Origin of the sequence: Escherichia sp. GZ89 (assembly GCF_019366485.1) — a bacterium.
Taxonomy (GTDB): domain Bacteria; phylum Pseudomonadota; class Gammaproteobacteria; order Enterobacterales; family Enterobacteriaceae; genus Escherichia; species Escherichia fergusonii.
In genome coordinates this window covers 1-3,304 of sequence record NZ_JAEOHX010000032.1, presented here as the reverse complement: position 1 = coordinate 3,304, position 3,304 = coordinate 1, and the positions used below count along the sequence as shown (strand labels likewise).

The following is a 3,304-nucleotide window of genomic DNA, read 5'->3' as shown; positions in this document are numbered from 1 at the left end:
GGGATAGTGAGCAGAAAGGGACATATAACACGGATGACTACAGAAAGGCCGAGCAGGCGCTGACGGAGAGCCTGAACCGACAACTGAATGAGAATCGCCGTTACTGGCAACAGCTTGAAATTGCTCAGGGTGACTGGAAAAACGGAGTCCTGCGTGCACTCCAGAATGTCACTGAGAATGCGGATAACACAGCCTGGACAGTGGAACAGTTGTTCACGTCTGCGTTCAGTAGCATGAGTGACTGGCTGGCGACATTCTGTACTACAGGCAAACTCAATTTCAAATCCTTCACCTCTTCTGTGCTGTCAGATATGTCCAGAATCATGGCTCAGATAGCTTTAATGAAAGCGGTAAAAGGCATTGCTTCCGCGCTGCCTTTTGATTTTGTAGCCAATGCTGATGGCGGGGTTTATCAGTCGGCTGATTTGAGTCGCTACAGTGGCACGGTGGTTAACCGTCCGACGTTTTTTGCTTTTGCAAAAGGCGCTGGTGTGATGGGGGAAGCTGGACCTGAAGCCATTCTGCCACTGCGTCGTGGTGCTGACGGTAAGCTGGGGGTTGTAGCGGATATTGGTGGTTCAGGTATGGCGATGTTTGCCCCGCAGTACAACATCGAGATCAATAACGATGGCACGAACGGGCAGATAGGTCCGGCTGCCCTGAAGGTGGTTTATGACCTTGGGAAAAAAGCGGCAGCGGACTTTATGCAACAGCAGGCCCGTGATGGTGGTCGGTTAAGTGGAGCATATCGGTAATGGAGACGTTTCACTGGAAAGTGCGCCCGGATATGAATGTGGTATCAGAGCCGAAAGTGGTGACAGTGAAGCTGGGCGATGGTTATGAACAGCGTCGTGCGGCGGGACTGAATAACCAGTTGTCGACTTACAGCGTGACGATACGTGTTCGTAAATGTGAACACCCATCTTTAAAAGCCTTTTTGGAACGGCACGGTGGCGTCCGCGCATTTCAGTGGACGCCACCTTATGACTGGAAACCGATTAGGGTGGTTTGTCGTAAATGGTCGGCAAGCGTGGGGGCGCTGTGGGTAACCATAACGGCAGATTTTGAACAGGTCGTGGCATAGGAGGCTCTGATGCAGGATATTCCACAGGAAACACATCATGAGACGACACACCTCACTCAGTCAGCCCAGGTGGTGCTCTGGGAAATCGATCTGACAGAGGTCGGTGGTGAACGTTATTTTTTCTGTAATGAGCAGAACGAAAAAGGTGAGCCGGTTACCTGGCAGGGGCGGCAGTATCAGGCATACCCCATTCAGGGGACGGGATTTGAACTGAACGGCAAGGGCAGTGCTGCCCGTCCGACACTGACGGTTTCTAACCTGCACGGCATGGTCACCGGGATGGCGGAAGACCTGCAGAGTCTGGTCGGCGGAACGGTGGTCAGGCGTAAGGTTTACGCCCGTTTTCTGGATGCGGTGAACTTCGTCAACGGAAACAGCGACGCCGATCCGGAGCAGGAGGTGATCAGCCGCTGGCGCATCGAGCAGTGCAGCGAACTGAGTGCGGTCAGTGCCTCCTTTGTGTTGTCCACACCGACGGAAACGGATGGTGCCGTTTTTCCGGGGCGCATCATGCTGGCTAATACCTGCACCTGGACCTATCGCGGTGATGAGTGCGGTTATCACGGTCCGGCTGTCGCGGATGAATATGATCAGCCGACGTCCGATATCACGAAGGATAAATGCAGCAAATGCCTGAGTGGCTGTAAGTTTCGCAATAACGTCGGCAACTTTGGCGGCTTCCTTTCCATTAACAAACTTTCGCAGTAAATACCATGACACAGACAGAATCAGCGATTCTGGCGCACGCCCGGCGATGTGCGCCAGCGGAGTCGTGCGGCTTCGTGGTGAGAACGCCGGAAGGGGAAAGATATTTTCCCTGCGTGAATATCTCCGGTGAGCCGGAGGAGTATTTCCGGATGTTGCCGGAGGACTGGCTGCAGGCAGAAATGCAGGGTGAGATTGTGGCGCTGGTCCACAGCCACCCCGGCGGTCTGCCCTGGCTGAGTGAGGCCGACAGGCGGCTGCAGGTGCAGAGTGATTTGCCGTGGTGGCTGGTCTGCCGGGGGACGATTCATAAGTTCCGCTGTGTGCCGCATCTCACCGGGCGGCGCTTTGAGCACGGGGTGACGGACTGTTACACGCTGTTCCGGGATGCTTATCATCTGGCGGGGATTGAGATGCCGGATTTTCATCGCGAGGATGACTGGTGGCGTCACGGTCAGAATCTCTATCTGGATAATCTGGAGGCCACAGGGCTGTATCAGGTGCCGTTGTCATCAGCACAACCGGGCGATGTGCTGCTGTGCTGTTTTGGTTCATCGGTGCCGAATCATGCCGCCATTTACTGCGGCGACGGCGAGCTGCTGCACCATATTCCTGAACAACTGAGTAAACGAGAGAGGTATACCGACAAATGGCAGCGACGCACACACTCCCTCTGGCGTCACCGGGCATGGCACGCATCTGCCTTTACGGGGATTTACAACGATTTGGCCGCTGCATCGACCTTCGTGTAAAAACGGGGGCTGAAGCCATCCGGGCGCTGTCCACACAGGTCCCGGCGTTTCGTCAGAAACTGAATGACGGCTGGTATCAGGTGCGCATTGCCGGGCGTGATGCAGGTGAAACCGAATTATCTGCCCGTCTTAATGAGCCGCTGGCAAATGGTGCCGTGATCCATATCGTGCCGCGTCTGGCGGGAGCTAAAAGTGGCAGTGTATTTCAGGTGGTGCTGGGGGCGGCGTTGATTGCGGTGGCATGGTGGAACCCTGTGGGCTGGCTGGGTGCCGCGGCTGTATCGGGCATGTATGCGGCAGGGGCCAGTATGATCCTGGGCGGTGTGGCGCAGATGCTGGCACCGAAAGCCAGGACGCCCACGGCAGCCAGTACAGATAACGGCAAACAGAACACCTATTTCTCCTCACTGGATAACATGGTTGCTCAGGGCAATGTTTTGCCTGTTCTGTACGGTGAAATGCGTGTGGGGTCGCGGGTGGTTTCTCAGGAGATCAGCACGGCAGACGAAGGGGACGGTGGTCAGGTTTTGGTGATTGGTCGCTGATGCAAAATGTTTTATGTGAAACCGCCTGCGGGCGGTTTTGTCGTTTATGGAGCGTGAGGAATGGGTAAAGGCAGCAGTAAGGGGCATACCCCGCGCGAAGCGAAAGATAACCTGAAATCCACGCAGCTGCTGAGTGTGATTGATGCCATCAGCGAAGGGCCGGTTGAAGGTCCGGTGGATGGATTAAAAAGCGTGCTGCTGAACAGTACGCCGGTGCT

Annotated in this window: 6 protein-coding genes; all 6 read left to right on the top strand. The window is 55.3% G+C overall.

Annotated elements, in window-relative coordinates:
* A partial coding sequence (locus K0335_RS21940) for a phage tail tape measure protein (RefSeq protein WP_219394142.1) occupies nucleotides 1–755 on the top strand: 755 nt, incomplete at its 5' end.
* The gene (locus tag K0335_RS21935; RefSeq protein ID WP_000447253.1) at nucleotides 755–1,084 is read left to right on the top strand and encodes a phage tail protein; all 330 of its coding nucleotides are present in this window, start codon (nucleotides 755–757) and stop codon (nucleotides 1,082–1,084) included. The genes K0335_RS21940 and K0335_RS21935, both read left to right, overlap by 1 nt.
* Nucleotides 1,085–1,093: 9 nt before the next feature.
* Nucleotides 1,094–1,792, top strand: coding sequence for a phage minor tail protein L (locus tag K0335_RS21930; protein ID WP_046081350.1), 699 nt, complete (start codon nucleotides 1,094–1,096; stop codon nucleotides 1,790–1,792).
* 5 nt (nucleotides 1,793–1,797) lie between these two features.
* A complete protein-coding gene (locus tag K0335_RS21925; protein WP_219394141.1) occupies nucleotides 1,798–2,541 on the top strand; it encodes a C40 family peptidase in 744 nt (247 codons plus the stop codon).
* Complete coding sequence (locus K0335_RS21920) at nucleotides 2,439–3,086, top strand: tail assembly protein (protein ID WP_219394140.1); 648 nt, start codon at nucleotides 2,439–2,441, stop codon at nucleotides 3,084–3,086. Before K0335_RS21925 ends, K0335_RS21920 begins: the two co-directional genes overlap by 103 nt.
* Before the next feature lie 60 nt (nucleotides 3,087–3,146).
* On the top strand, nucleotides 3,147–3,304 hold a 158-nt coding region (locus K0335_RS22760; RefSeq protein ID WP_137438169.1), incomplete at its 3' end, for a host specificity protein J.